This is a genomic window from Capsulimonas corticalis (genome assembly GCF_003574315.2).
Taxonomy (GTDB): domain Bacteria; phylum Armatimonadota; class Armatimonadia; order Armatimonadales; family Capsulimonadaceae; genus Capsulimonas; species Capsulimonas corticalis.
Map to the genome: position 1 here is coordinate 5553540 of NZ_AP025739.1, position 24222 is coordinate 5577761.

Genomic DNA, 24222 nt, shown 5'->3' on the forward strand with positions numbered 1-24222 from the left:
ATTAACATCTTTGCGCGCCAAGCCAAATCGGTTTGACAATTCACCAAGCGTCGGGCATAATCGTGAGCAGAAATGCGCCGAAAGCGCTTAACAATCGATCTGGGAGAAACACATGGAGAAGCAAGGGATTTTCACGGAGGCCGGTCCGCTGCAGGGCGCGCCTTACACACCAGCGGTGCGCGTCGGCGACACCGTCTACGTTTCCGGTCAAATTCCGGTCGATCCGGCCACAAGCCGTTTGGTGGAAGGCGACTTTGAAGATCAAGTGCGCCAGTGTCTGCGTAACCTGGCGTCCTTGCTGAAGCAGGAAGGGCTGTCGCTGGACAACATCGTGAAGACCACGGTGTTCCTGACCGACCTGGAGCAGTTTGGGGAAATGAACAAGATCTACGGGACGTACTTCACCGGCGTCAAACCGGCGCGCTCCACGATTCAGATCTCGCGGCTGCCGCTCGATTCGTCGATCGAGATCGAAGCGATCGCCGTCGCCGGCGCGACATCTTAAGCCTTAATTTAAAGGTAGCCTGCTTACTGACACTCAAATAAGCCTGAGCCCGCTCAGGCTTATTTGAGGTCCAGCAATTGCGTATCGCCGGTTCTTTAGTTTATTTCGCCGGGTTCTTGGCGGGACGTCCACGCTTGCGCGGTACGACGGGCGCCGCGTTCACATCGACACTGGCGTCACGCTGCTCGGCGGCGCGCTGCCCACGCATCTCGCCGCCCTTGCGGCCGATTTCCGCGTAGAAGGCCGTTCCGCGCTCGCGCTTCACAGTCTCCCCACCCTTTTTGCCGATATTCTGGTAGAACGAAGGCCCATAACGGTTCTTTACGGTTTCTCCGCCCTTGCGGCCCGCTTCGCGCGCGAGATCAGGGTTAGCGGCGAAGCCGCCTTCCTTGTCATGGTCGTGCGATCCGCGATGCGCCTCAGCAATTTTCCGCGCTCCTTCGGAGCCGGCGACGGGTCCTGGCTTCGCCATAATCATGTTCCTCTCTACTCGGTCAGTATCTGCGGCGCCCGAATCACGGGCGCCGCATGTTTGCCGCCACGTCACTGCTCAGAAGTCAGCTGGCGACGGTATCAACGGAGGAGCCTTCCGCCTGCGCGGCCGCGGCGTCCCCTGCCTCCGTCAATTCTTGTTTTTTCTCGGTGGCCGCCTGTTTGCCGGCGTCGATCGATTCCTCAATGATCTCTTTTTGATCGTTGATTGCGTCTTTGCCCTTGGCGACTAAACTCTGCGCGGAGTCCTTGGCCGACTGCACGGCCTCGGTGGCTTTGTCCTTGGCGGCGCCAACCGCGTCGGACGCCTTGTGGGTCAGATCGGCGGCCGTCGTTTTGACGGTCTCAGTCACCTGCTCCGCCTTCGCCTTGACGGTGTCCGTCACTTCAGCCGACTTCGCCTTGAGCGAATCGGCGGCGGCGGCGGCTTTGTCAGAAATCTCATCAGCCTTGGCTTTCGCCGTCTCCGTGAGGTCTGACGCCTTTGCCTTCGCGGTTTCGGACAGATCGGCCGCCTTGGTCTTGGCAAGGTCCGTGTATTCGTCCGACTTCGTCTTCAGAAATTCGCGTGTGTCATCACCGCGCTGGGGAGCGTAAAGCAAGGCCAGCGCCGCGCCGATTGCGCCGCCGATCACCAGACCCGCCAAAAATCCGCCGCCGCTTCCATTTCCATCTTCTTTTGCCATGTCTACTTTACTCCTTCACGTGATCCGACGATTTGTTTCGTCCGTTATGTTTGCTGCTGAACGCATTGCCGTAGACGGCAAAAGCTTTGCTGACACCGGCAAGAGTGCTGCTCAAATTGATCAAAGGCGTGGTCACCGTGTTTTGCACCACGGAGGCCGTGCGTTCGACGTGGCCGGAGACATTCCCCGTCAGTGTTTCGCCCCGGCTTAAGATCGCATCTGTCTTTTCGCCTACATTCATCGTCACTCGCTGGACGGTGTCGAGTGTATCGCTCACTTTATTGATCGCCGGCTCGGCCATCTTTGTCAGCGTGTCGAGTTTGCTGTTGAGCGCGCGAAGGCCAATCACCAATCCCGCCAGCAAGCCGATCACGATGAAGGCGAAAAAGGCGACGAAAAACGCCATAAATATTTCAGCCGTCAAGTGCATTTCGGGGTCTCCCGGGCCGTGAAAGCCGCTGTTAATCTCACTACGCGACAAACGTCGCGTATGGCTGCTACGGTATACCCGGAAAAATGGCCTTTCCAAACAGCCATACTACTCTGTATACGAAAAATTTGGAACTTTTCACTCCCATTATCTGAAGAGTATTTATATGTGTGTAAGCATAATTGGCGCCAAGTCGCGCCAAGCAGCCCGGCGGTGACTAATCTCGTTTTTTTTCGCGAGATTCATCTGCGCCAGCGTGAGGCCGCCGCCGTTGGGGATGAAGATGGGATCGTAGCCAAAGCCGTTGTCACCGAGGGGCTGGGAGGCGATATGGCCGTGGCAAAATCCCTCGCGAACCTCCGTGGCGCCGCTCGGCAGGGCGAAGGCGAGCGCGCAGATGAAGTACGCGCCTCGGGATTCCCGCGTCAGCCCGGCCAGCCGCTCCAGGATCGCGGAGTTCTTATCGGCGTCGCTGACTCCGGCGCCCAGCCAGCGCGCGGATTTCAGTCCCGGCCCGCCGTCCAGCGCATCCACGCAGAGCCCGGAATCGTCCGCCAGCGCCGGGAGGCCGGTCACGGACGCCGCACTGCGCGCTTTGATCAGCGCATTTTCGATAAAATTTGTTCCGGTCTCTTCGGGATCCCAATCGGAGTAACCGGCCTCACGCATGGTGAGAAGGTCGAAGTCCCGGAGTTCCGGGACTTCGGCGAGCAGCAGGCGCATATCATCGCGCTTGCCGCCGTTATTGGTGGCGATAACCAGTGTCGGCATTTATAGGAGGTCCGCCAGAACTTCGCGCTGCTTGGCGATGATGCTGCGCGATCCGATAGCCGCCAGATCCAGCAAACGGTTCATGCGCTGCCGATCGAACGGCGCGCCCTCCGCCGTCCCCTGCACTTCGATATACTTGCCGGTATCCGTCATGACGACATTCATATCGACCGCCGCCTGCGAGTCTTCTTCGTAAGCAAGATCGAGGCGCTCTTCGCCCTTCACCACGCCGACGGAAACGGCGGCGACCCATTCGTCGAACGGGAAGGTGCGAATCATCTTCTGATCCTTCATCCAGGCGAACGCCTCCACCAGCGCCACGAAGGCGCCGGAGATCGCGGCGGTGCGCGTGCCGCCGTCGGCCTGAAGCACATCGCAGTCGATGCTGATCGTGCGCTCGCCCAGCGCGCTCAGGTCTACGACCGAGCGCAGCGAGCGGCCGATCAGCCGCTGAATCTCAATGCCGCGCCCGTTCGGCTTGGCGCCGTCGCGGGAGGAGCGGGTGTGGGTGGCGCGGGGCAGCATGGCGTATTCGGCGGTCAGCCAGCCCTGGCCCTTGCCCTTCAGGAACGGGGGGACTTTGTCTTCGACGCTCGCGGTGCAAAGCACCTTGGTCTCGCCGACCTCGATCAAGCACGATCCTTCAGCGTATCGCGCGTAGCTGCGTGTGAGTGTGGTGGGACGCGTGGCGTCCAGCGGGCGGCCGTCTTCTCGTGGCATGGCGCCGGATCTCCTAACTTGAGAATGGGTTATTCTAACGGAAAAGCTTCGTCGCATTATTATAGCGAACGCGTTCGATGGCGTCAATCGCCCAGGCGAAGGAGATTTGCGGGGCCGGCGTCGCGCCTGAGGAGCATGGATGCCTGGCGCCGAAACTCTTCCGGGTCGCCGGTGGCGTCAAATCGGACCGAGGATTGCGAGGAAATCGCAGGATTGAGCAGATTTTTGCGCGCCAGCAGCGCCTTGACATCGCGGACGGTTTCGGCCGCCGGGTCGACGAACAAGGGCTGGAAATCTCGCACGTTCAAATCGTGAACAGCCTGGCGAAGCGCCGTATCCAGAAATGGAAAATGGGTGCAGCCGAGGATGATGACGCGGACGCTGGCGGCGGCGAGCGGGCGCAGATACTCCAGGGACGCGTCCACGGCGTCGGCGCATTCGGTGCGGCCGGTCTCGACCAGCGGCACAAAGCGCGGACATCCCTGCTCCGCCACCCGGCGCTTGGGATCGATCGCGTGGACGGCGTGGGAAAAGGCGAGGCTTTGCGCCGTCGCGTTCGTCGCGATCACGCCGATGTCGCCCGCCGAGGCGTTCACGGCGGTCCGCGCTCCGGAGTCGATCGTGCCGATGATGTCCGCCGCCGGATGCTTCTGTTTCGCGGCGTCCAGGCCGGCGGCGGTGGACGTGCCGGAGGCCATGATCACGATCTTGGCGCCGCTTTCGATCAGATAATCGGTGAGCTTGAGAGCGAGCGAGCGCACAACCTCGATCGGCTTGTCGCCATACGGGACATTTGCCGTGTCGGCGACATAGTGGATCCGCTCGCCGGGAAGCTGCCGCTCGATCTCGCGCAGGACGCTGAGGCCGCCGAGGCCGGAATCAAAGACGCCGATGGGAGAACTGGGAGTGAGGTCTAACGTCAATTCGGCTGCGCCTTGTGGTACACGCGCGCCTGCTTGGCGTCGGCGGTGGTGCGGATCACGTCCAGGGGATCGGAAATTTCGAAGTGGCCGCCCAGGGAATCGACGGGCGAGCCGTCGACGAGGATCTGCACTTTGGAGATCGTGGGGAACTGGCCCAGGGTCTTCAAAATGGAGTTCACCGCCTGCGCTTCCTGCGTATCGCTGCCGTGGAAGTTCGATTTGAGCTCGGCGGAGAAGTTCACGGTCGCCAGCCCATCTTCGATCTTCACGCCGCGCAGCTCGGAGCCGGCGGGCAGCGGCGTATCCTTCGCGGCGACGAGGGCGTTCAGGGATTCGCGCGCGGGATCGTCCGGCTTGTCGAAGGTGACTTTGTGCGCCACGAGTTCGCTGCCGTCTCCGCTTCCGTCGGCGGACGGAAGGTAAATATATCCCTCACGCACGGGAGCCACCGGCCCCTGCGGCGCGGCGGTGGTCGGCGGAGCGGGGTTGTTCGTGACCGGCGTTGTGTTTTGCGGCGGGCCGCTATGGTTGCACGCGCCCAGAAATACGGCGAGCGGCAGAAGAGCCGTCAGAACGGCTCGTGTCGACTTCTTACTCATCAGTGATGTCCGTGACTACCGGTTTCCGGTATCGGCGATAAAATCAAGCAGTCCGGCGACGACGCCTTCGGCGACATGCTGCTGAACGGCCGGAGTGCGGAGCTTGGAAAGGTCGCTCTCGCTATTCATATACCCGCATTCCACCAGAATCGCGGGCATGGTGCTGCCGCGCAGCACGCCAAAGCCCGTCTGGAAGCGAATCGTGTCTGATTTTACCCCGTTCGGCGGAATCCCCGATACCGCCGCGATCCGATTGACGACATCGATCGCAAAACGGCGGCAGACCGCGTTTTGCGCGTGATAGTAGACCGTGGTCCCGGAGTGCGAGTTGCGCGCGCCGCTGTCGTCGCAGTGGATGCTGATGAAGTAATCGGCGTGCGCTGCGATCGCCATCTGCGGCCGCGCCGCCACGGAGGGTTTGGTGTCGTCCTCGCGCGTCATATAGACGGTGGCGCCGTTGCTGGCGAGCAGGTCGCGCAGCTGTTTGCCGATGGTCAGCGTCAAGTCTTTTTCCCGCGCGCCGCCAATGCCGACGGCTCCGGAGTCGCCGCCGCCATGGCCCGGATCCACCATGATGATCTTGCCGGCCAGCAGCGTGCTGTCCGGAACCTGCGCCACGGTGGGCGCCGGCGGAGTCGCCTGCGCCGGGGTCTGCACGTTGATGACATACTCCACGCCGTCGTCCGAAGGCTGCGTCGTGACATTGAACGCGACAAGCTTCGTCATATCAAGCACGACGCGGCCGAACTTCTTACCGTCCGCCTTCATAACGCCGCTTCGAATCGACTTAATAATGGAGTGATCCGTGCTGATGAGACGCTTGAGCCCATCCGCGAGGCTGGCGTCGGCTAAATCGAACGCCAGGCGATTGGGCCCCGCCAGGGTCTCGGTGCGGTAATCCCCCTGCCCCGTCGTCTTGATCACGATCTGGGTCAGCGTATCGCTGACGACATTGCAGGCGACATCGGTGATCTGCAATCCCGAGGCGGCCGGGGGCGTATCCTGCGGCGGTTCGGGAAGGGGTGTGACGGGCAATGGGCGGGGGGCGACCGGTACGGGAACCGGCAAGATCGGCTGCGGGCGCGTGGCGACATGCGTCTCGCCGTCGCCGCTCATGGCGACTTGAACGTGCGAGGTCACGGGACCGCTGGCGATCTTAAAGGCGATATTCTTCTTCAGATCGACGACGATTCGCACGGTGTTGTAGGAAATCGAGCCGCTGCGGATATACGACACGCCGGGATTGGTGGCGGGAACGGTGGCGGGGGCTGAGGCGAGATCCGCGCCGAGCAGATCGACATAGATGCGCTGCGGCTTTTCCAGACGCTTCACCGAGTAATAGATCGGATAGGACGTAAAGATCGACAGCCCGTCTCTGTCCTGCTTGACGACTTCGATGCGCGCGCGCAGTGTCATGGTGTGCGCGCGGTCGTTCCAGCCGACGGACGCGCCCAGCGCATCGGCGACTTGCTTGACCGGGACGCAGTAACGCTCCTTGACCATCTGGAACGGCACGGTGATCTTGGATCCGTTGCTTCCCGTGACGTCCACGCTGCGCCCGTCGGACGAAGGCGTATAGTTGCCGCCCATTCGGCGCACGAAATCGACGGGCGCGTAGACCGAGCCATCGCTTTCTTGATAGGGCTGGACGACAAAGGCGACAGGCTGACCGCCAATCACGAGCTGAACATCGTCGGCGGCCTGGGCGGGAGTAACGGAGGCGGGAAGCAGAATGGCGGAAATAATTGCGGCGGAAAAAATATAAAGCCGGCGTGCGGCCGGAAGGAATAGACTCGTGTTCATGACCGTTGGGTACTCCAGACGTGACGGGCGTGAGGGAGAATGATTCTCAATTGTAACATACTTATCGTCCAGGGGTCAACAAACGTACGGGGTATGGCGTCGATATGGAAACAGCGCTTCCAAAACAGTGTCTTGGAAGCGCTGTGCAACATGGTGGAGGCGGAGGGAGTTGAACCCTCGTCCTAAGCAGCGAAAACCTAGGCGTCTACAAGCATAGCCAACAATTTAATTTTAGCGCTTCGGCCGCCTATTGGCGGGCTGCCAGCCGCGCGATCTTTCCTTTGATGTCCGCTTAAGCCAGAAAGCGATACTTAAGCGTGATCCCGTTTATTTACGCCTCGGTCTTCCCGGCGGGCTTGAGAAGAGGAAACGGACCGCCCGTAGGCGGCGCAATACTACCTAAGGGTTAGTTAGGCAGCCAGCGCGTACGAAGTACGGGCTGTGGTGAACTTAGTGTTCGCGTTTGTTTTTTTGCCGCTTTTTACGAGGCCAGCGGCGCCTCGACTTGCGACCTAAGCACTCAATCTCTCAGTCGAAACCTATCGCCCCCATGTGTGGATACTATTATAACTGATTTTTGAGGGATTTTGTTCCCTGCTTACATCAATTCTTCATCCTGCGACACGGGCGCCAGCGTCCGCACGTCGTCCAGAATGGTCGCCAGCACTTCCACGGGAGTCCGCCCAGTGTCGATTCGCCGGATCTTTTCCGCAGGATAGTAGTTGAGCACCGGCGCGGTTTCCGCTTCGTAGACATACAGGCGGTGTTCGATCACCTTGTCCGAAGCGTCGTCCAGCCGGTTTTCGTGCAGGGCGCGGCGCTTCAGCCGCGTCATGACCTTTTGCCGGTCTTCGCAGTTGAGGTAGTAAAGACGCTCTACATCAATGTAGTCGTCCATCAGGCGCGCCTGCGCGACGTTTCGGGGAATGCCGTCCAGGATCAGCGTATCGGCGGTGGGGTCGAGCTTTTGCAGGCTCACCAGACCGTCGATGTGCGAGCGCCATAGCTGCACCGTGAAATCGTCGGGTACGAGAGCGCCCCGGCTGCTGTACTCCAGGAAGACTTTTCCGAGGGGCGAGCCGACGCGCAGGTTCCGAAAGACATCGCCGCACGCCACATGAACGTATCCCGGGATGCTTCCTAAAATACTGCCCTGGGTGCCTTTACCGCTGCCGGGCGCTCCGAAAAGGAGCAAAGTTTTGAATCTCATCGCCGCATCCATTCTCCAACAAAATTCTTTGCTGGCGTATTGTAGCATGCGTGGGATCGTCCGTCAACGCGGCGATGTTACCGCTTCGACGGCGCGCCTCCGGCTCGAAAACGGATTTCTCTTCGAGCCGAAGGCGTAAACTCGCTAATTGCCCGAGCTTGTGGGAGCGGGCGCGGTTGTCGGACTGGAGCTGTCGGAAGGCGCGGCGGGCGCCGTGCTGTCCGCCGGCGGCGCGGGCGGATTCGCCGAGGTGTCGGCCGCAGGCGCCTTGTCGTGGACGACGACAATCTTCGTCTTCTCGACAACTTTGGTCGGAGGCGGCGGGCTCTTTACGCCCCCGGTCGCGACGATTTCGATCTTGTTGACGACACTGGTCACACCGGAGGTGTTGGTCGCCAGGCGCTCGGCCAGCGCCTTCTGCTGCTGGTTCTGCGCGGTTCCGGTCAAACGCGCCGTGCCGGCCGAGTCGACGGTCGCCAAAACACGCGATCCGGTCATCTGAACGTTGGTGTGGATCGACTTGAGCACTGCGTCGCCCGCAGCCGAGTCCTCGCCGGTCGCGCCGCCGGGACCCGCGTTGGTGTTGTTCGTTTGCGGAACGCCGGCCACGGTCGTGGTTCCGCCGGGCGTGGTGACGGTCGTGGTGGTCCCGGCCGGTACGGCGGGCGCGGTGGTCGTGTTGGTGACGACCGTCGGCGGCTGGTTCTGAGACGCGTCATCGTGACTGCATCCGGCGACGGCGAAAATGGCGGCGGAAAACGCGACGGCGCACAGGCGGCGCATCACGGGCATGGTAGACATCATGGATACTCCTTCATCGTTGACGTCAGTAAATTGCGGCGAACGATATCCGTATGTACCCGCGCTACTCCCACCAGAAACATGATTCCCGAGACTCGGACGGCGCCCGAGAGGAGGTATAATCGAATTCGATTATGGTTATGAAAAGTCCTGATACATCCCACGAACCCGCTGTCCCGCCGCTGTCAGCGCTGACGGAGGCGCAGCTGCTCGAAGCCATGCACGCCGAGTTCGACCGTCTGAACGCCGAACACTTCGCGGGAGAGCTGATCCGTCCGACAGTCATCATCTCTCGCCGGAAGGCGTACGGCGGCTACTACCAGCCACAGCGCCACCGGATCGTGCTGAGCTGGCAGGCATATCGTGAGCATGGCTGGGAGGAAGCGCTCAACACGTTTCGGCACGAGGTGGCGCATATCAAGCACCCCAACCATTCGAAAGCGTTCTGGGAGCTTGCGAGCCAGCTCGGCGTCACCAAACGGTACGCCGCCTCCCCGCTCACTCCGCCGCGCACGCCCCACCGCTACGTCTACGGCTGCCCCGTCTGCGGCCGCCGCGTCCACCGCAACCGCCGAATCCGCCAGGCGTCGTGCGGAGTTTGCGACAAGAATTACAACCCGAAGTTCGCCCTCAAACTGCTGAGCGACGATCAGCGATAAGTGGCCATCCTACCTTGCCTAAAGCCCGATCGTCTCATAAACCAGTGAGGTGGGTGCGGGGGGCGTGTCTTCAATCGTGAAAGCCGCCTGGACGATAGGGGTGGCTTCGCGCAGGGAGATTTCGCTGTTGGAGTGCAGGGTGGCGATGACGTTGTCGGATTCGATCTGTTTTCCCACGGGATGGCGAATGAGCACGCCCGCCGTGGGATCGATCTCGTCCATTTTTTCTTTGCGTCCCGCGCCCAGCACCATGGCCGCCATGCCGATGGCGCTGGCGTCAATGCCGTGAATGTAGCCGGACTTCGCGGCGCGGACGTCGTATTTGAAGCGCGCCACTTGCTGTTTGACCGTGCGCAGTAGATATTCGGTGTCGCCGCCCTGCGCCGCGACAAGGCGGCAGAGTTTGTCGAACGCCGCTCCGGAAGCAATCAGCTCCTGCGCCAGCGCCTCGCCCTCCGCCTGGGTTTTGCAGCGGCCCGCGAGCATGAAGCCCAGCCCCGAAAGCGTGCGGACCAGGAAGTTCAGGTGGGGCTCAATCCAGGGATTGCCCTTCAAAAGCGCGACGATTTCTTTGACTTCCACGCTGTTTCCGACATTGAAGCCGAGCGGAACGTTCATATCGGTGATGATCGCCACGACGCGGCGGCCTTCGGATTCGCCGATGCGCACCATGAGCTCCGCGAGCGCCCGCGCGTCCTTGGCGGTCTTCATGAACGCGCCGCTGCCGACCTTAACGTCCAGCAGAATATTCGCGGCGCCGCCGGCAAGCTTTTTACTCATGATGCTGGACGCAACCAGGGGGAGAGATTCCACCGTGGCGGTGGCGTCGCGCAGCGCATAGAGAAGCCGATCGGCGGGGACGAGGGTGTCGGTCTGTCCGCAGATGCACGCGCCGACGCCCGCGACCTGGCGCATGATCTCGGGAATGGTGAGATTGGTGCGCATGCCGGGAATGGACTCCAGCTTATCCAGCGTTCCGCCCGTGCGTCCCAGGCCGCGACCGGACATCTTCGCCATCTGGACTCCGCCGGCGGCGAGGATGGGGACGACGGCCAGCGTGGTCTTGTCGCCCACCCCGCCCGTGCTGTGCTTATCCAGCGTCGGGCCGGCAAGACCGGAGAGATCCAGCGAGTCCCCCGACGCGACCATCGCCCGCGTGAGAGCGAATGTTTCGGGATCGGTCAGGCCGCGCCAGACCACAGCCATCAGCCAAGCGCTGATCTGATAATCGGGAACGCCGCCGCGAACATAGTTGCCGACGAGGAACTGGATCTCTTCGGCGGTGTGTTCCCCGCCGTTCCGCTTTTTCTCAATGAGATCGACGATACGCATTCTTTAGTATTCCTGATGAATTGATGGGGTATAGTAGCTCTTGTGATAATCGACTTCCACTGCCATATTACGACTCCCGGCAGCAAACTCCCCGATCCTGACGGGCCATATTACCGGTCCATCGGGCCTTTGACCCCGGCCGCGAAGATGGTGGCGTCCTGGACGCAGGACGCCGTGGATTCGATGGCGGAACGGTGGCGCACCGCCGGCGCGCTCAAAACCTACCGAAATATGGGACCGATCATCTACACGGAGATGAGCCGGCGGATGATCAGTACGGACGCCTCGTCGCTCCTGGGCGAAATGGCCGGCAACGGCGTCTCCAAATCGATCGTGGTGGCGATGGATCCGTTCGTCCCCACCGAAGAGATCCTACAAGCCTGCGCGCTCGTGCACGGTCTGCTCATCCCCTTCGGCTCGGTGGACAACAGCCGGCCGGACTACCTGGACCGGTTCGCCCATCTTCTCGAACAGCCAATCGCGGGGATCAAGTTCCACAGCGACCTTCAAGAACTGCCGATCGATTCTCCGAAGCTGTTCGCCATGATGGCGCAGCTTGACGCGTCGCCGCGCCGTTCGCTGCCGGTTTACCTGCACACGGGCAACTTCCCAATTTACCGTCCCTCGGACACGCCCTGGGAAAAGGCGCTCCCGAAACTGCTGGACAAATTCCCAAACATCACGTTTGTCTGCGGCCATTCCGGCTGGGACGCGCCCCGCGCCGCTCTGCGCGCCGCCCTCAACCACCCGAACCTTTATCTGGAGACCAGCTGGCAGCCGCCCCGACTGATCCGCCGCCTGTGCGACAAACTCGGCCCGGAACGCCTCCTGCTTGGCTCCGACTTCCCGCTCTTCTCCCAGGCCCGCGCCATCAAAAACGCCCGCACCGCCCTCACCGACGCCGAATTCGCGATCGTGAGCTGCGACAACGCCATGCGGCTGCTGCGGCTGTAGGAATGGCCCTCATCCCCAGCCCCTTCTCCCAGTTTTGGGAGAAGGGGAGCCAGAGTAAGACTCCCCCTGTAGGAGCCCTCACAGGGGGAGGTTTTTTCCGCCTCGGCAATAAATTACGAGGTTCGCTCTGACCCCGCATTGAAATACGGGGCTGGGGGCGCTTCGCGCCGACCGTCCGTCCCGGACGGAAGAGAGTATTCGCAGGCGTTTCTTAATTCTTCCGTTCGGTACGGTGGGCGCCCTTTGGGCACTGGTTGCGAAGCAACCTCCAGCCCCGTATTTCAATGCGGGGTCAGAGCGAACCTCGTAATTTATTGCCGAGTCCTTAATGCGAAGCGCCCCCAGCCGGGTAATTTATTGCCCGGTACGCAAAAAACCTACCCTTGTGAGCTGTGGGGGCCGGGGGGCATCCTAACCCTCTCCTAGAATTGGGAGAGGGCGGCGCGAAGGGCTGGGCGAGGGCCATCCCATCCTCATACAATCCCCCCATTCACCCGAATCGCCTGCGCGGTCACGAACCCTGACAGATCGCTGCATAAGAAAAGCACGACGCCGGCGACGTCGTCCGGTTTGCCGGTTCGGCGCAGGGCGGTGCTGGCCGCGACGCGCTGCTTGGTCTCTTCGCTCGGCGTTTTGCCGGAGAATGCGGTCTCCGTGAAGCCGGGCGAAACGACGTTGGCGCGAATTCCCTGCGGACCGACTTCCTGCGCGAGCGACTGCGTGAAAAGGATCAGGCCGGCTTTCGATGCGCCGTAGAGCGCGGTTCCGCGCAGACCTTCATGTCCCGCTCCGCTGGCAATAGAGACAATTGATCCGCCGCTAGGCATGAGCGGCGTGACCAGGCGAGTGAGCAGAACGGCGCTCGTGAGATTGGTGTCGATCAGATGCTTCCAATCGTCCACGGATGTTTCGTTCCATGCGCCGCGCGACCCGATTCCCGCACTCAGGATGAGCAAGTCCACACGATTGTTCATTATATCGCGGATTGGTCCGGATAAAGCGGCGATCTCGGATTCTTTTGAAATATCGCAGACAATATTCGCGTGCGCTGCATCCGGTCCAGCCCATTGCCGCACGGAGAGCGACTCGTCGGCGGCGGCCCGATCGGAACGATAAAGCGCGAGCGTAGACGCGCCCGCCGAAGCCAGAGTCTGCGAGATGGCGCGGCCGATCCCGCGCGTGCCGCCGGTGATGAGGGCGTTTTTGCCGGACAGGTCGATCGGTAACATGGCGTGATCCTCCGAGAACGATCGTGACAAAAAATCAGCGCCCCGGCGGATGGCCGGAGCGCTGATCGGTGTGACGTTACTTGTTGAACGTGGTGACGAAGGTGTCGTAGAGGTCCTGCGGAACCAGCTTCCACTGCTTGACGGCTTCCTGGATCGGAACCGCCAGGATCTCCGTACCCTGGAGCGCAACCATCTTGCCGAAGTCGCCCTTGTGGACGAGCTCGGCGGCGTGGATGCCGACCCGGGTGCCGAGGATGCGGTCGAACAGCGTCGGCGAGCCGCCGCGGACCGTGTGGCCGAGAACGACGTCGCGCGTCGGGAATCCGGTGCGCTTCTCGATCTCTTTCGCGATGGCCGGTCCAATGCCGACATCGCCCAGCTGGTGGTGGCCGAAGGCGTCCAGCTCGACGTTATCACCCTTTTGCGCGCCCGGGATCTCAACGCCTTCGCTGACGACGACGATTCCCCAGGTCTTGCCGCGCGCGTAGTTCTTCTTCAACTGCTCGCACATCGCTTCGATATCGACGGCGACTTCCGGAAGCAGAACCCAGTCGGCCGCGCCGGCGACGCCGGACCAGAGCGCCATCCAGCCCGCATGCCGTCCCATCACTTCGACCACGATGACGCGGTCGTGCGATTTGGCGGTGTCGCGCAGACGGTCAATCGAGTCCAGCGCCACCGAGGCGGCGGAGTCGAAGCCGAACGTGTAGTCGGTCTTGTCGAGGTCATTGTCCATCGTCTTCGGCACGCCGACCGTGGGGACGTTGTGCAGCGTGTAGAGCTTGGAGGCGACGCCGAGGGTGTCCTCGCCGCCGAGCGCCACCAGAGCGTCCAGTTCGAACTTCTTGATGTTCGCCAGGACCGCCTCTAGCTGCGCTTCCTTGCCCGGAGCGAACGGGTTCGTGCGCGACGAGCGCAGGATGGTGCCGCCCTGATCGATGATGCCCTCGACTCGCTCAAGGGTGAGCGGCTCGGTATTGCCTTCCACAAGGCCTTTCCAGCCCTGGGTGAAGCCGATCACTTCGTCGCCGTAGTCCAGCAGGCGGAGCACCGCGCCGCGTATCGCCGGGTTCAAACCCGGGCAGTCCCCACCACCGGTGAGCATTCCGATCTTCATAACCTCTACTAATCTCCTTCGCGAACTGAATGATACTTGCTAGATTTTTGGTGTGACAAGCCCGTAATTGCCGTCACGACGCCGGTAAACGACCTGCGTCATATGGGTGTCGGAATCGAGATAAACATACCAATCGTGGCCGACCAGCTCCAGCATCTGGACAGCGTCGTCGATGCCCATCGGCTTCATGGTGACAGCCTTGGTGCGCACGATTCGCGGCGTATTGTCCGGCTCGTCCTCGGTCTCAGCCGGCAGGATGCCGTCAATGCCGACGCCGTTCGAGGCGGGGGTGTTGCGCAGGCTTTCCTGATGATTTCGCAGGTGAGTATGTTTGGCCTTGAACTTCTTGACGCGCTGTTCCAGCTTGTCCACGCATCGGTCCAGCGACGCGTACATGTCTTCGGTGCGCTCTTCGCCGCGCAGCAGCAGTCCATCGCCCTCAAGGGTTACTTCGACGCGATGCTCGCCGCCTTCGATACTCTCGATGACGCGCGCTTCGCGGATGTTGCCGAAGTATTTCTCAAGCCGCTGCAGCCGCTGTTCGGCATGCTCGCGCAGCCCGTCCGTAACCTTAAGATGCTTCCCCTTGACATGAACTTGAATGGCCATTTTACTCATTCCTTCCTTGTTGTGCGGAGCGGAGCGTTACGCCGTGTTCAGTCGCCTTGACAAAGGCAGGCGACTGCTTGGGCCGCAATGCCCAACCCCTGCCCAAGCGATCCCAAACCTTCGTTTGTCGTCGCTTTGATCCCCAGACAGCTTGGCTCTATTTCAAGCAGCTGTACGATATTATTCCGCATTTGCGCGGTATATGGGCCAATCTTTGGCGCTTCCGCCACGATGGTCGCATCTACATTTTGTACCCGCCAGCCTAGCTCTCTCACACGTCGAAAAACTTCGGCGAGCAGCGTCATGCTGTCGGCGCCGGCGTAGGCGGGATCGGTGTTTGGGAAGAGATGGCCGATGTCCGGCAGTCCGGCGGCCCCGAGGAGCGAGTCGCAGATCGCATGCAGCAAAACGTCGGCGTCCGAATGACCATCGAGCCCCCGACCGTCAGTGGTCGGGATCTCCACGCCGCCTAAAACCAGGCGCCGGCCAAACTCTAATCGATGAATATCGTACCCAAAACCGACGCGCATCTGCGCGCCGCTTCGCGCGGGACGCAGGAGCGCCTCCGCGACCGCGGCGTCCTCGGCGCGGGTGATTTTCAAATTTGTGGATGAGCCTTCCACCAGATGCACGGGAATCCCCAGTCTTTCCACGAGCGAGGCTTCGTCCGTTCCCAAAAAGTTCGCCTTCCAGGCGGAGGCGTGCGCTTCGCGCAGCAGCCCCAGCGGGAAGACTTGCGGTGTCTGCACCGCCCATAATCTCTCGCGATCGATATTGCGCTCGACGGTTTGATCCGGAGCCGCGAGCTTCAATGTATCCACGACAGGAATAGCCGCGACAGCGTTTCCATTGCGACGCTGGCCTTCAATACAGCGATCGATGATCGCATCGGAGACTAAGGGCCGCGCTCCGTCGTGCACAAAGACAATATCATCGTCGGCGCCGTCAAGCGCCGTCAAACCAAGGCGCACTGACTCCTGCCGGGTTGCGCCGCCGCGAACGACATGCGCTTCGGGGGCGATCGCCTTCACAATCTCTCGGCAGCGGGAAAGATCATCCTCCCCCGTCACCACAACGATCGAGGCGAACTCCGATCGCCTCCGAAACGCATCCACCGTCATCTCCAGCATGGGCCGGCCGGAAAGCGACGCGAAGACCTTATTTCCGTTAGTACTGAATCTTGCGCCGAGGCCCGCTGCGGGGATAACCGCGTGCATTTTGGTCATACGAATCGTCTTCCTCGTCGCCATGAGAGTTGCGGATCGAGGCGAAGATCATCTTGCCGGCGACCGTCTGGAGCACGCTGCTCGTGACGACGTCCAGCGTCTCGCCGATGCGGCGACGCGCGCCTTCCACGACGATCATGGTGCCGTCGTCGAGGTATGCGACGCCCTGGTTCATCTCCTTGCCTTCCTTGATGATGGTGACGGTCATTTCCTCACCAGGAAGGACAACGGGCTTGAGCGCGTTCGCCAGCTCGTTGATGTTGAGAACCGTAACGCCCTGCAGTTCGGCGACTTTGTTCAGGTTGAAGTCGTTGGTGACGATGCAGCCGTCGAGCTGCTTCGCCAGCTTCACGAGCTTGGCGTCGACTTCGTCCCGATCGTTCGGATCGGTGTTGTCGTACGTGCGGACCAGCATCTTCAGCTCGGTGCGCATCTGGTTGAGAATATCCAGTCCGCGCCGGCCGCGCGCGCGCTTCAGGCTGTCGGCCGAGTCGGCGATGTGCTGGAGCTCATCCAGGACGAAGCCCGGAACGTAGATGGGACCTTCGAGGAAACCGGCGCGGCAGATGTCCGCCACGCGGCCGTCGATGATCACATTCGTATCCAGGATCTTGCAGCGCTCCGGCGTCACTTCCACCGGCTCCGCCGTCTGTCCGCCGCCGCCCGGCAGGAAGAAGCGGATATCGTCCTTCATGCTGGTCATTGTGACCACGCCCAGATAAACCAGGGCGATCGCCACCAGCACGGTCAGGCCGATGCCGATGCTCTTGATGGAAAGCAGAATGGGAGACAGGAGAACCGTCAGGAGCAGACCGAGCGTGACGCCCAGGAACGTCGCCACCTTCTCGTTCGGGCTCATCTCTTTGAGCTGATCGCCCGTTTTGACCAGTTTGTTGAAAGCGCCGGTCGCGACGAGGAAGCTGAAGAGCAAGCCGAGAAGCGTGAAGGCGATATACGCCGTCGTGCTTCCGCTGGGGCTGTTCAGAATATCCTGATACGAAGAGAGAAAGGCGTTGCCGCGAATGGCTCTCGGATCGAGATGCGTCACGGAGCCGACCACCGCCCCGCCGATCTGATAACCGGAGTATCCTCCGAGGAGCATCAGAACGCCGACGAACGTGATCCGCCAAAATTTCAAAGCAGAGTTGTTTTCACCAGTCAAAATACTACACCCCAAGTTTCAATACGTCGTACGGCGAGTATTCGTTCGCGAAGGAGGGGAATCCTGCGTGGATTACACACGCGTGAAAAAGGGGTTTCCGAGGCTCCTTCTCCGACATGGAGAAGGAGCCATGGATTTTAAGCGCCGCGTCCGGCGCGGATGCGCGTTTCCGCGTGCGCCACGGCCTGCTTGGCCTCAGCCGCCTGCGTGCTGCCGGCTTCGGCTTCGGCGAGCAGCTGGCGGGCAGAGGCGAGATCCGCCTCCGCCCGCGTGATATCGATCTCATCGACGCGCTCGGCGTAGTCCGCCAGGATCGTCGTGCGTTCGGCGGTCACTTCCATGAAGCCGCCGGAGATGATAATGTGCGATGTCGTTCGTCCATCGGCAAGAGTCACGCGGACCTCGCCGGGAACGAGTTCAGTCATCAAAGGCGCATGCCCGGCGAGAATGCCAAGCTGCCCTTCGTATCCCGGGGCGATCGTGCTGACGACTTGATCGCTCAGCATGATGCGCTCCGGAGTGACGACGTCGAGTGTATATTGGGACGCCAAGTGTCTTTCCTCCGTGAAGCCCTCAGAATACTACGCGCCGAGCGCCTTGGCTTTTTCCACGACCTGATCGATCGTGCCGCACATCAGGAACGCCTGCTCCGGCAGATCGTCGTATTCTCCCTCGAGAACAGCCTTGAACGACTTCACGGTCTCCGTGAGGCGCACATACTGGCCGGGGATACCCGTGAACTGTTCGCCGACAAAGAAGGGCTGGGACAGGAAGCGCTGGATCTTGCGAGCGCGCGCAACAACCAGTTTATCTTCGTCCGACAGCTCATCGATACCGAGAATCGCGATGATGTCCTGGAGTTCCTTGTAGCGCTGAAGGATCTGCTGGACGCCGCGAGCCACGCCGTAGTGCTCTTCCCCAACGATGTTCGGGTCGAGGATGCGCGACGTGGAAACCAGAGGATCGACGGCCGGGTAGATACCGATGGCCGTCAGGTTGCGCTCCAGGTACGTGGTGGCGTCGAGGAACGCGAAGGTCGTGGCCGGCGCGGGGTCGGTCGGGTCGTCAGCGGGGACGTAGATCGCCTGGACCGAGGTAACGGAGCCGGTCTTGGTGGAGGTGATGCGCTCCTGCAGAGCGCCCATTTCCGAAGCGAGGGTCGGCTGGTAGCCGACCGCGCTCGGCATTCGTCCGAGAAGCGCCGAAACTTCCGAGCCCGCCTGAACGAACCGGAAGATATTGTCGACGAACAGCAGAACGTCCTGGCCCTGCTCGTCGCGGAAGTACTCCGCCATCGTCAGACCCGAAAGCGCGACGCGAAGGCGGGCGCCGGGGGGCTCATTCATCTGACCGAAGACCATGGCGGTCTTGTCCAGAACGACGGCCTTGTTGCCGTTGGCGTCCGTGTACTCGGCTTCTCCCATTTCCAGCCAAAGGTCGTTGCCTTCGCGGGTGCGCTCGCCGACGCCGGCGAACACCGAAACGCCGCCATGCTCGGTCGCGATGTTGCGGATCAATTCCTGAATCAAAACGGTCTTGCCGACGCCGGCGCCGCCAAAGAGGCCGATCTTACCGCCCTTGGCGTACGGGCACAGCAGGTCGATGACCTTGATGCCGGTCTCCAAAACTTCCGTCGTCGCCGCCTGATCTTCCAGGGAAGGCGCGCCGCGGTGGATCGGGTAACGCAGTTCGGAGCTGACCGGACCGCGCTCGTCGATCGGATCGCCGAGCAGGTTGAAAACGCGTCCCAGGGTCACGTTGCCGACCGGCACGCTGATCGGCGCGCCCGAGTCGACCACGTCCAGGCCGCGAGTCAGACCGTCCGTCGAAGACATAGCGATGCAGCGGACGACATCGTTGCCCAGGTGCTGCGCCACTTCGACCGTGATGTTGATATTTCGGCTGGAGTCCGTGATCTTCAGCGCGTTCAGAATATTAGGCAGATCGCCCTTTTCGAACCGCGCGTCCACGACCGGTCCCTGCACTTGTACAATTTTGCCGACGCCCATAGTAAAGCCTATTTCTCCTTGTGAAAAACGTTCGCCGTTGATGTTTTATAAATAATCCGAAAGTGTTCCGTCGCTCGTTTACTTCAATGCTTCCGCGCCGCCGACGATCTCGGCGATTTCCTTGGTGATGGCCGCCTGACGCGCGCGGTTGAGGGTGAGCGTCAGTCCAGAGATCATCTTGCCGGCGTTGTCCGTCGCGGCGGACATGGAGGTCATGCGCGCGCCGTGCTCGGAAGCGACGCTCTCGATCACCGCCTGGAAGACCTGCGTGTCCACATAGCGGGGAAGCAGGCTGCCGAGGATCTGTTCCGGATCCGGTTCAAAAATGTAATCGGCCTTCGGCCCGGCCTTTTCCGTGGCGGCGCTGTCGAGCGCCTGCAAGGGAAGGATCTGCACCGTCTGCGGCCGCTGGGTCATGGCGCTGACGAACTGCGTGTAGATGATGTAGAGCGCGTCGATCTCGCCCTCTTCAAACAAGCGTCGCGCGGCGCGCGAAAGGGTCTGGGCGTCGGCGAAGCTGATGCCGGTCTGCGGGACCGGATTTTCCGCGATCACCGAAAAGCCGCGGCGCTTGAAGAACACGGCGCCCTTCTTACCGACGCTGACGATCTTCACGTTCTCGGGGCCGTAGGGACGCACGAGTTCGACGGCGCGCTTGATGACACTGGAGTTGTAAGCGCCGGCCAGGCCCCGATCGGCGGTGATCAGGATCAGGCCGATCTTCTTCGGATCGCCGTCGACTTTGCGCAGCAGCGGGTGCTGGAGACCGTCCGAGCCGCCGGCGCTCAGGCTCGCCATGACTTCGCGCATCTTTTGCGCGTAGGGCCGAGCGGCGCCGACCGCTTCTTGCGCGCGCCGCAAACGAGCAGCCGCCACCATCTTCATGGCCTTCGTGATCTGCTGAATATTCTTCGCTGTTCGGATGCGTGCGCGGATTTGACGGGGAGTCGCCATTAAAATACCTCTTCGTGGAGAATGCGCCTAATGATACCTTCCGCTCCCGCGCTTTGTCAATCGTGAAATTTATCACACGTGCAATTTTTCTCTTTTTTTGACGACCTCTCGCAATGATTTTCTTGAGAACATATTAATACGAAAAATAATTTATGAAATCATATAAAATCTATTGCACAATGAGATTTTTCGTATATAATATGTTCATGTAGCAAGCGTGAAGCGGATCACCCCAAGGAGGAACCATGGTAAAAGTGTCGCGTGACGGAATGATCTTGACGGCAATCGGGATGATCGATCTAATGACGACAATCTTCTTGGTGAACTACCGAGAAGCGAGCGAAGGCAATCCCGTGATGGCCTACTATCTGCACCAGGGCATCCCGGTGTTCGTACTCGCCAAATTGATTCTCTGCCTGGGACCGCTGTATTTGCTCGAATATGCTCGCCGCCATCGTCCGAAGATGGTGACGCTTTCGATGCGCGTCGCGATCGCCGCTTACCTGTGCGCTTACGTCGGCGGCATCAGCCAGCTCAATGATTTCGCGCTGCAAGCGCGAACGCGGAATGTCTCGATGGCCTGGATCGAATCGCCCTGCATTCCGAACCCGAACGTTCACGTGAAGCATTAATCGGCAAGCTCGCCGCTTCGCGCCGGACCGCTGCTGTTCCGCGCGACGAGCTTCGGCTGCATCCGCACGAGACCGGAAAATCCGGTTTGAAGCATCTGGATCGCCTGCTTGACCTGATCTGCGGTCGGGTGCGCAATCGTCGTGAGCGCGGGGTAAACATACTCCGAAGACTTCAATCCCTCAAATCCTAATACAGAAACTTCGTCGGGAACGCGCACGCCGCGCTCGGCGAACCACTTTAGCGCCGCCCACGCCCCTCGGTCCGATGCGGTGAAAATCGCGGTCGGCCGGCGCTCCCACACCTCCGGCATATGCGCGTACGCCGCGTAATACGAATCGTCCCAGAGATGCGCGCCGCAGAGTATGACTTCCCCTCGCCATCCATCGATTTCGTTCCCCAGCGTTTCAAAAGCCTCGATTTTTTGGGCGACGCTCGCCACATCGGCGGGCTCGTTGACGAGATAAATCACATGCCGATGTCCCAGCGCCGCGAGGTGCTGAACGCCGATGCGCGCCGCCAGCGCCGCGTTTGTTTCAATCGCGGGACCGGCGTAGTCCGGTCCCGGGGATTCGAGCGTCACCGTACGGTACCCCAGCGGCTGAAAGCCGGCATAGAGGGCGTACGTCTTTTCCGGCTCCGTGAGGAAGACCAATCCCGTACGGCTCGGCGACGCCATCAGCTTGGGTGAAAGGGTCTCGGTATTTTCGCCGCGATTGACCTGCACGATCTGCATGGCGATCGACAGATCCTCGGTTTGACGCCGAAACTGCTGAAGCGTCTCCATCATCAGCTCGGAATCATACGCCGTGACGAAGACAATCAGCGATTGCAGCGCATATTCATGGGCTGGACCTCGACGAACGATGCTGCCTTTGGCTTGAAGCCGCTGCAGCCGGCCTTCCTGAGCCAGATCCTCCAGGGCGCGCCGCACCGTCCCCCGGGAGAGCTGCAAATGCCCGGCGATGCTGAGCTCCGGCCAGAACTGCTGGCCTTCTTCAAAGTGCAGATCCATGAGCAAGCGCAGCTCATCGCGAAGCTGGAGATGGATTGGAGCATCGCCGCGCGTGACGAACCGTTCACGCGAAAGAAGATCGAGATTAGGAAGGGCCATGGTTTTTCTGTTTACTTGTGGACGGATGGACTGGACTGCGGAGCAATGATCCCGACATCGATAAACTGGCCGCCGCCCTTCTGGCCGCAGTGCACCGCAAGAACATTCTTGCCGGGAACGATCGCCTTGCGGCCGGCGTCGGTCATCGGCACGGCGACATAGTCGGAGGTAAACCCAGGAGCGGAGGCGGCGAGCACGCCGTTGATGTAAATCTCCATATCTTCGTCGTAATAAGCGCTGAACATAAGCGTCGCGGGCAGATCGGCTGGCAGAGTGACCGTGCGGCGCATCCAGATGTCGCCTGGAGTATCGCTCCACTTGGTGTTTTGCGCTCCTCCGTTTCCAAACGGCGCAGGCGCGGATTTCCAGCCCGCATCGTCAAAGTCGGGCGCAAACCAATTCGCGGGCGCGGGATGATCCGTGGTGGTGTAGCGCCATTCCGCCGGATGCGTCTCCGAGGTCGCCACAATATCGGTCACCTTCGGCTCGGTCGGAAACTCGCCCCGGTTCGCGAGCTGGGCGATGTGGAGATCGGGCTTAACGATCTCACGGTCATAGGTCATCAGGCCGCTGTTTTCAATCTCGACGTCGGTGAGCTGTGTGTACACGGCCGCGCTCAGGCCAGGATCGTCTTGGTATCCGTAGGCAATGTGCATCAGATGCGCATACCCCTTGCCGAAGGCCGCGCTGTCCGCCATATTCCCGTAGCCCCAGTTGTTCTTCGGATCGCCCCACAGGTGGCCGGGGATCAGCATTCCAAGGCCGCCAAATTCACCGGCGACGGCGGCCCGATGCTCTTCCGGCGCCGGCGCCTTCGGGCGCGTATAGTTGTGGGTGTCGATGACATCGCCCACCCCATGATCGTTCCAGCCGCTGGCGTTGTCGATTAGCCGCGAGGGATCGAGCGCGCGAACGTGATCGACGAGGCGAGGAACGTCGTAATCACTGCCCTCGTTGAAGAGCACCCACATGATCACGCTGGGATGATTCCCACGCCCCTCCACCATCCGGTCCAACTCCGTCTCAAACTGCGTTTTGCTTTCCGGAGTCCGATGGCCGGCGGTCGGCATATCCTGCCAGACAAGCATTCCCAATCGGTCCGCCCAGTAATACCAGCGCTCGGGCTCTACTTTGACATGCTTGCGGATCATATTGAAGCCCAGCCGCTTCGCCGTCGCAATGTCGTTCTCCATCGCGCCATCAGTCGGGGCGGTGTACTCTCCGTCCGGCCAGAATCCCTGATCCAGCACGCCCACTTCAAACAGATACTGGTTGTTCACGAACATCCGGGTAATTCCCTTCGCATCCTTGCCAAGACTGATCTTGCGCATGGCGAAATAGCTCTCCACGGCATCCGAGCGGACGCTGCCTGATTGCAAGGCGACTTTGAGTTGATACAGATGCGGGTCAGAGGGCGACCAGAGATGCGCTTTGGGAATCGGGATTGCGAGCGAAGCATTCGCCGCGCCGCTCATCACCGCTACGGTCTTCGCGCCGTCCAGCACCGTGATCTTCACGGAGCTCGGCGGGTTGCCGCCCGCCGCCTTCACCGTCAGGCGCAGAACAGATTTGTCGATATCGGGCGTCATCGCCAGGTCGGAGATATAGGATTTGGCGACCGGCTCCAGCCACACCGTCTGCCAAATGCCGCTCGTCGCCGTATAAACGATAAAGTGCGGATCGTTGTCTTGTTTACCGACCGGCTGCTCTCCGGAGTTCGTGGGGTCGTAGACGCCGACTTTCAGTTCATTCTCTCCCGGCTTCAGCGCATCGGTCACATCGAAGCTAAACCCGTCGTAACCGCCTTTGTGCTCCCCTAGCCTCTTCCCATTGACAAATACTTCGGCGTCCCAGTCCACGGCGCCGAAATGCAGCAGAACATGCTCGCCTTTCCAAGCCGCAGGAACAGAAAACGAACGCCGATACCACAAACGCTGCTGGTCCGTCGGATGCTTTCGGACACCCGACAATGGCGCCTCAATGGGAAACGGGACCAGGATTTTCCCGTCATAGGACGCCGGCGACGGCGCGTCCTTATCCACCAACGCATAATCCCATTGTCCATTGAGATTTTGCCACCGCCCGCGCGTCATCTGCGGGCGCGGATACTCCGGATGAACATTCTGCGGCGTGACCTCCTTCGCCCATCGCGTCAGAACGGGAGTAACCGGCTCCGCAAACGAAGGCAACGCTGTGAGGAATAGGCCGGCCAAAGCGGCGACGGCGCGCGAGTGAGACATAGGGAACCTCTTATTCGAGAACATACTCTGCAATAATTATAGACAAT

Annotated in this window: 25 protein-coding genes and 1 other RNA gene; 4 read left to right on the forward strand and 22 right to left on the reverse strand. The window is 60.9% G+C overall.

The window, feature by feature from the left end; genetic code table 11:
* Positions 1 to 112: 112 nt before the first annotated feature.
* Positions 113 to 505 carry a RidA family protein gene (locus tag D5261_RS23770; protein ID WP_119319635.1) on the forward strand — a complete coding sequence of 131 codons (393 nt, stop codon included), beginning with the start codon at positions 113 to 115 and terminating at the stop codon, positions 503 to 505.
* Positions 506 to 605: 100 nt separating this feature from the next.
* Here the strand turns inward: D5261_RS23770 and D5261_RS23775 are convergent, their stop codons facing one another.
* The 11 genes from D5261_RS23775 to D5261_RS23825 all read right to left on the reverse strand — a co-directional run bounded on the left by D5261_RS23775 (position 606) and on the right by D5261_RS23825 (position 8943).
* Positions 606 to 977: a KGG domain-containing protein gene (locus D5261_RS23775; protein WP_218025493.1), complete on the reverse strand. Its 372-nt coding sequence runs from the start codon at positions 975 to 977 to the stop codon at positions 606 to 608.
* A gap of 85 nt (positions 978 to 1062) precedes the next feature.
* Positions 1063 to 1683 carry a YtxH domain-containing protein gene (locus D5261_RS23780; protein ID WP_119319633.1) on the reverse strand — a complete coding sequence of 207 codons (621 nt, stop codon included), beginning with the start codon at positions 1681 to 1683 and terminating at the stop codon, positions 1063 to 1065.
* A 7-nt stretch (positions 1684 to 1690) separates the two neighbouring features.
* On the reverse strand, positions 1691 to 2107 hold the full coding sequence (locus D5261_RS23785; RefSeq protein ID WP_125205792.1) for a hypothetical protein: 417 nt from the start codon (positions 2105 to 2107) through the stop codon (positions 1691 to 1693).
* Between the two features lie 168 nt (positions 2108 to 2275).
* Positions 2276 to 2884 (reverse strand): RdgB/HAM1 family non-canonical purine NTP pyrophosphatase, encoded by a 609-nt coding sequence (gene rdgB / locus D5261_RS23790; RefSeq protein ID WP_119319631.1) that lies wholly within the window; start codon positions 2882 to 2884, stop codon positions 2276 to 2278.
* Positions 2885 to 3604, reverse strand: a complete 720-nt coding sequence (gene rph, locus D5261_RS23795) for a ribonuclease PH (RefSeq protein ID WP_119319630.1) — start codon at positions 3602 to 3604, stop codon at positions 2885 to 2887.
* Positions 3605 to 3687: 83 nt separating this feature from the next.
* Complete coding sequence (gene murI, locus D5261_RS23800; protein ID WP_165863933.1) at positions 3688 to 4527, reverse strand: glutamate racemase; 840 nt, start codon at positions 4525 to 4527, stop codon at positions 3688 to 3690.
* Positions 4524 to 5126 carry a GerMN domain-containing protein gene (locus tag D5261_RS23805; RefSeq protein ID WP_119319628.1) on the reverse strand — a complete coding sequence of 201 codons (603 nt, stop codon included), beginning with the start codon at positions 5124 to 5126 and terminating at the stop codon, positions 4524 to 4526. Before D5261_RS23805 ends, murI begins: the two co-directional genes overlap by 4 nt.
* Before the next feature lie 15 nt (positions 5127 to 5141).
* On the reverse strand, positions 5142 to 6929 hold the full coding sequence (locus D5261_RS23810; RefSeq protein WP_119319627.1) for an N-acetylmuramoyl-L-alanine amidase: 1788 nt from the start codon (positions 6927 to 6929) through the stop codon (positions 5142 to 5144).
* A 151-nt stretch (positions 6930 to 7080) separates the two neighbouring features.
* Positions 7081 to 7479: a transfer-messenger RNA gene (gene ssrA / locus D5261_RS23815) on the reverse strand.
* Positions 7480 to 7527: 48 nt separating this feature from the next.
* Positions 7528 to 8139, reverse strand: a complete 612-nt coding sequence (locus D5261_RS23820; protein WP_119319626.1) for an adenylate kinase family protein — start codon at positions 8137 to 8139, stop codon at positions 7528 to 7530.
* A gap of 144 nt (positions 8140 to 8283) precedes the next feature.
* Positions 8284 to 8943, reverse strand: a complete 660-nt coding sequence (locus D5261_RS23825) for a BON domain-containing protein (protein WP_119319625.1) — start codon at positions 8941 to 8943, stop codon at positions 8284 to 8286.
* 137 nt (positions 8944 to 9080) lie between these two features.
* On the opposite strand from D5261_RS23825, the gene D5261_RS23830 reads away from it, so the two are divergent.
* On the forward strand, positions 9081 to 9599 hold the full coding sequence (locus tag D5261_RS23830) for a SprT-like domain-containing protein (protein ID WP_165863931.1): 519 nt from the start codon (positions 9081 to 9083) through the stop codon (positions 9597 to 9599).
* Positions 9600 to 9617: 18 nt separating this feature from the next.
* Here the strand turns inward: D5261_RS23830 and D5261_RS23835 are convergent, their stop codons facing one another.
* On the reverse strand, positions 9618 to 10931 hold the full coding sequence (locus D5261_RS23835; protein WP_119319623.1) for a thymidine phosphorylase: 1314 nt from the start codon (positions 10929 to 10931) through the stop codon (positions 9618 to 9620).
* 42 nt (positions 10932 to 10973) lie between these two features.
* Between D5261_RS23835 and D5261_RS23840 the strand changes: the two genes are divergently transcribed.
* On the forward strand, positions 10974 to 11885 hold the full coding sequence (locus D5261_RS23840) for an amidohydrolase family protein (RefSeq protein WP_165863930.1): 912 nt from the start codon (positions 10974 to 10976) through the stop codon (positions 11883 to 11885).
* Positions 11886 to 12358: 473 nt separating this feature from the next.
* Here D5261_RS23840 and D5261_RS23845 read toward each other — a convergent pair whose 3' ends face one another.
* The 8 genes from D5261_RS23845 to atpG all read right to left on the reverse strand — a co-directional run bounded on the left by D5261_RS23845 (position 12359) and on the right by atpG (position 20191).
* A complete protein-coding gene (locus D5261_RS23845) occupies positions 12359 to 13114 on the reverse strand; it encodes an SDR family NAD(P)-dependent oxidoreductase (protein WP_119319621.1) in 756 nt (251 codons plus the stop codon).
* A 76-nt stretch (positions 13115 to 13190) separates the two neighbouring features.
* On the reverse strand, positions 13191 to 14231 hold the full coding sequence (locus tag D5261_RS23850; RefSeq protein WP_119319620.1) for a 6-phosphofructokinase: 1041 nt from the start codon (positions 14229 to 14231) through the stop codon (positions 13191 to 13193).
* A gap of 39 nt (positions 14232 to 14270) precedes the next feature.
* The gene (gene hpf / locus D5261_RS23855; RefSeq protein ID WP_165863929.1) at positions 14271 to 14840 is read right to left on the reverse strand and encodes a ribosome hibernation-promoting factor, HPF/YfiA family; all 570 of its coding nucleotides are present in this window, start codon (positions 14838 to 14840) and stop codon (positions 14271 to 14273) included.
* A 47-nt stretch (positions 14841 to 14887) separates the two neighbouring features.
* A complete protein-coding gene (gene ispD, locus D5261_RS23860) occupies positions 14888 to 16066 on the reverse strand; it encodes a 2-C-methyl-D-erythritol 4-phosphate cytidylyltransferase (RefSeq protein WP_218025492.1) in 1179 nt (392 codons plus the stop codon).
* The gene (locus tag D5261_RS23865; RefSeq protein WP_301002190.1) at positions 16008 to 17204 is read right to left on the reverse strand and encodes a PIN/TRAM domain-containing protein; all 1197 of its coding nucleotides are present in this window, start codon (positions 17202 to 17204) and stop codon (positions 16008 to 16010) included. Before D5261_RS23865 ends, ispD begins: the two co-directional genes overlap by 59 nt.
* Positions 17205 to 17365: 161 nt before the next feature.
* A complete protein-coding gene (atpC, locus tag D5261_RS23870) occupies positions 17366 to 17779 on the reverse strand; it encodes an ATP synthase F1 subunit epsilon (protein ID WP_218025490.1) in 414 nt (137 codons plus the stop codon).
* Positions 17780 to 17809: 30 nt separating this feature from the next.
* On the reverse strand, positions 17810 to 19237 hold the full coding sequence (atpD, locus tag D5261_RS23875; protein ID WP_119319618.1) for a F0F1 ATP synthase subunit beta: 1428 nt from the start codon (positions 19235 to 19237) through the stop codon (positions 17810 to 17812).
* A 78-nt stretch (positions 19238 to 19315) separates the two neighbouring features.
* Positions 19316 to 20191: an ATP synthase F1 subunit gamma gene (gene atpG, locus D5261_RS23880; RefSeq protein WP_119319617.1), complete on the reverse strand. Its 876-nt coding sequence runs from the start codon at positions 20189 to 20191 to the stop codon at positions 19316 to 19318.
* A gap of 245 nt (positions 20192 to 20436) precedes the next feature.
* On the opposite strand from atpG, the gene D5261_RS23885 reads away from it, so the two are divergent.
* Complete coding sequence (locus D5261_RS23885) at positions 20437 to 20823, forward strand: DUF5658 family protein (RefSeq protein ID WP_125205791.1); 387 nt, start codon at positions 20437 to 20439, stop codon at positions 20821 to 20823.
* On the opposite strand, the gene D5261_RS23890 is transcribed toward D5261_RS23885, so the two are convergent.
* Together D5261_RS23890 and D5261_RS23895 are read right to left on the reverse strand one after the other, a co-directional pair.
* The gene (locus D5261_RS23890; protein WP_119319615.1) at positions 20820 to 21935 is read right to left on the reverse strand and encodes a GntR family transcriptional regulator; all 1116 of its coding nucleotides are present in this window, start codon (positions 21933 to 21935) and stop codon (positions 20820 to 20822) included. The genes D5261_RS23885 and D5261_RS23890 overlap by 4 nt on opposite strands.
* Before the next feature lie 11 nt (positions 21936 to 21946).
* A complete protein-coding gene (locus D5261_RS23895; RefSeq protein WP_119319614.1) occupies positions 21947 to 24175 on the reverse strand; it encodes a glycoside hydrolase family 2 protein in 2229 nt (742 codons plus the stop codon).
* Positions 24176 to 24222: the final 47 nt, after the last annotated feature.

Excerpts from the sequence above, each read along its gene's own strand:
- D5261_RS23810 (WP_119319627.1), bottom strand. The coding sequence starts at position 6,929 with ATGAACACGAGTCTATTCCTTCCGGCCGCACGCCGGCTTTATATTTTT.
- rdgB (WP_119319631.1), bottom strand. The coding sequence starts at position 2,884 with ATGCCGACACTGGTTATCGCCACCAATAACGGCGGCAAGCGCGATGAT.
- D5261_RS23835 (WP_119319623.1), bottom strand. The coding sequence starts at position 10,931 with ATGCGTATCGTCGATCTCATTGAGAAAAAGCGGAACGGCGGGGAACAC.
- D5261_RS23845 (WP_119319621.1), bottom strand. The coding sequence starts at position 13,114 with ATGTTACCGATCGACCTGTCCGGCAAAAACGCCCTCATCACCGGCGGC.
- rph (WP_119319630.1), bottom strand. The coding sequence starts at position 3,604 with ATGCCACGAGAAGACGGCCGCCCGCTGGACGCCACGCGTCCCACCACA.
- D5261_RS23820 (WP_119319626.1), bottom strand. The coding sequence starts at position 8,139 with ATGAGATTCAAAACTTTGCTCCTTTTCGGAGCGCCCGGCAGCGGTAAA.
- D5261_RS23770 (WP_119319635.1), top strand. The coding sequence starts at position 113 with ATGGAGAAGCAAGGGATTTTCACGGAGGCCGGTCCGCTGCAGGGCGCG.
- D5261_RS23885 (WP_125205791.1), top strand. The coding sequence starts at position 20,437 with ATGGTAAAAGTGTCGCGTGACGGAATGATCTTGACGGCAATCGGGATG.
- D5261_RS23890 (WP_119319615.1), bottom strand. The coding sequence starts at position 21,935 with ATGGCCCTTCCTAATCTCGATCTTCTTTCGCGTGAACGGTTCGTCACG.
- D5261_RS23825 (WP_119319625.1), bottom strand. The coding sequence starts at position 8,943 with ATGATGTCTACCATGCCCGTGATGCGCCGCCTGTGCGCCGTCGCGTTT.
- D5261_RS23895 (WP_119319614.1), bottom strand. The coding sequence starts at position 24,175 with ATGTCTCACTCGCGCGCCGTCGCCGCTTTGGCCGGCCTATTCCTCACA.
- D5261_RS23830 (WP_165863931.1), top strand. The coding sequence starts at position 9,081 with ATGAAAAGTCCTGATACATCCCACGAACCCGCTGTCCCGCCGCTGTCA.
- D5261_RS23780 (WP_119319633.1), bottom strand. The coding sequence starts at position 1,683 with ATGGCAAAAGAAGATGGAAATGGAAGCGGCGGCGGATTTTTGGCGGGT.
- hpf (WP_165863929.1), bottom strand. The coding sequence starts at position 14,840 with ATGGCCATTCAAGTTCATGTCAAGGGGAAGCATCTTAAGGTTACGGAC.
- ispD (WP_218025492.1), bottom strand. The coding sequence starts at position 16,066 with ATGACCAAAATGCACGCGGTTATCCCCGCAGCGGGCCTCGGCGCAAGA.
- D5261_RS23805 (WP_119319628.1), bottom strand. The coding sequence starts at position 5,126 with ATGAGTAAGAAGTCGACACGAGCCGTTCTGACGGCTCTTCTGCCGCTC.
- atpG (WP_119319617.1), bottom strand. The coding sequence starts at position 20,191 with ATGGCGACTCCCCGTCAAATCCGCGCACGCATCCGAACAGCGAAGAAT.
- D5261_RS23850 (WP_119319620.1), bottom strand. The coding sequence starts at position 14,231 with ATGAAGATCGGAATGCTCACCGGTGGTGGGGACTGCCCGGGTTTGAAC.
- D5261_RS23775 (WP_218025493.1), bottom strand. The coding sequence starts at position 977 with ATGGCGAAGCCAGGACCCGTCGCCGGCTCCGAAGGAGCGCGGAAAATT.
- atpD (WP_119319618.1), bottom strand. The coding sequence starts at position 19,237 with ATGGGCGTCGGCAAAATTGTACAAGTGCAGGGACCGGTCGTGGACGCG.